Annotated in this window: 1 pseudogene; it reads right to left on the reverse strand. The window is 48.8% G+C overall.

Annotated elements, in window-relative coordinates:
* A pseudogene (brxA, locus tag LZP73_RS21595) lies at positions 1-170 on the reverse strand (BREX-1 system protein BrxA); the annotation flags it as partial.
* Positions 171-291 lie beyond the last annotated feature (121 nt).

Genomic DNA, 291 nt, shown 5'->3' on the forward strand with positions numbered 1-291 from the left:
TGGCCAACAATTTGCTCTTGCCATGTCTGTTCATCGGGATCGGTTAGCAACAGTTCGGCAATGACGCGGCTTTCCCTGCTCATGAGCGGCCCGCCCAGCAAGTCTCCTACCCATGCCTTGTCATTTTTAATCATCGAAAAACCCTCTGAAGACTGGAATGCAGCTCGCAAAAAACAAAAAGTGATTGTAATGGGGGACCGGGCGAGATGCCATGAGAAAAGGCAATTTGTGAGAGGGATGATCGCGTTATGTACAACACATAAACGGTTTTGGCGAGAGTCATGCTTTAGC

Source organism: Shewanella sp. AS16, assembly GCF_021412365.1.
GTDB classification, from domain to species: domain Bacteria; phylum Pseudomonadota; class Gammaproteobacteria; order Enterobacterales; family Shewanellaceae; genus Shewanella; species Shewanella salipaludis.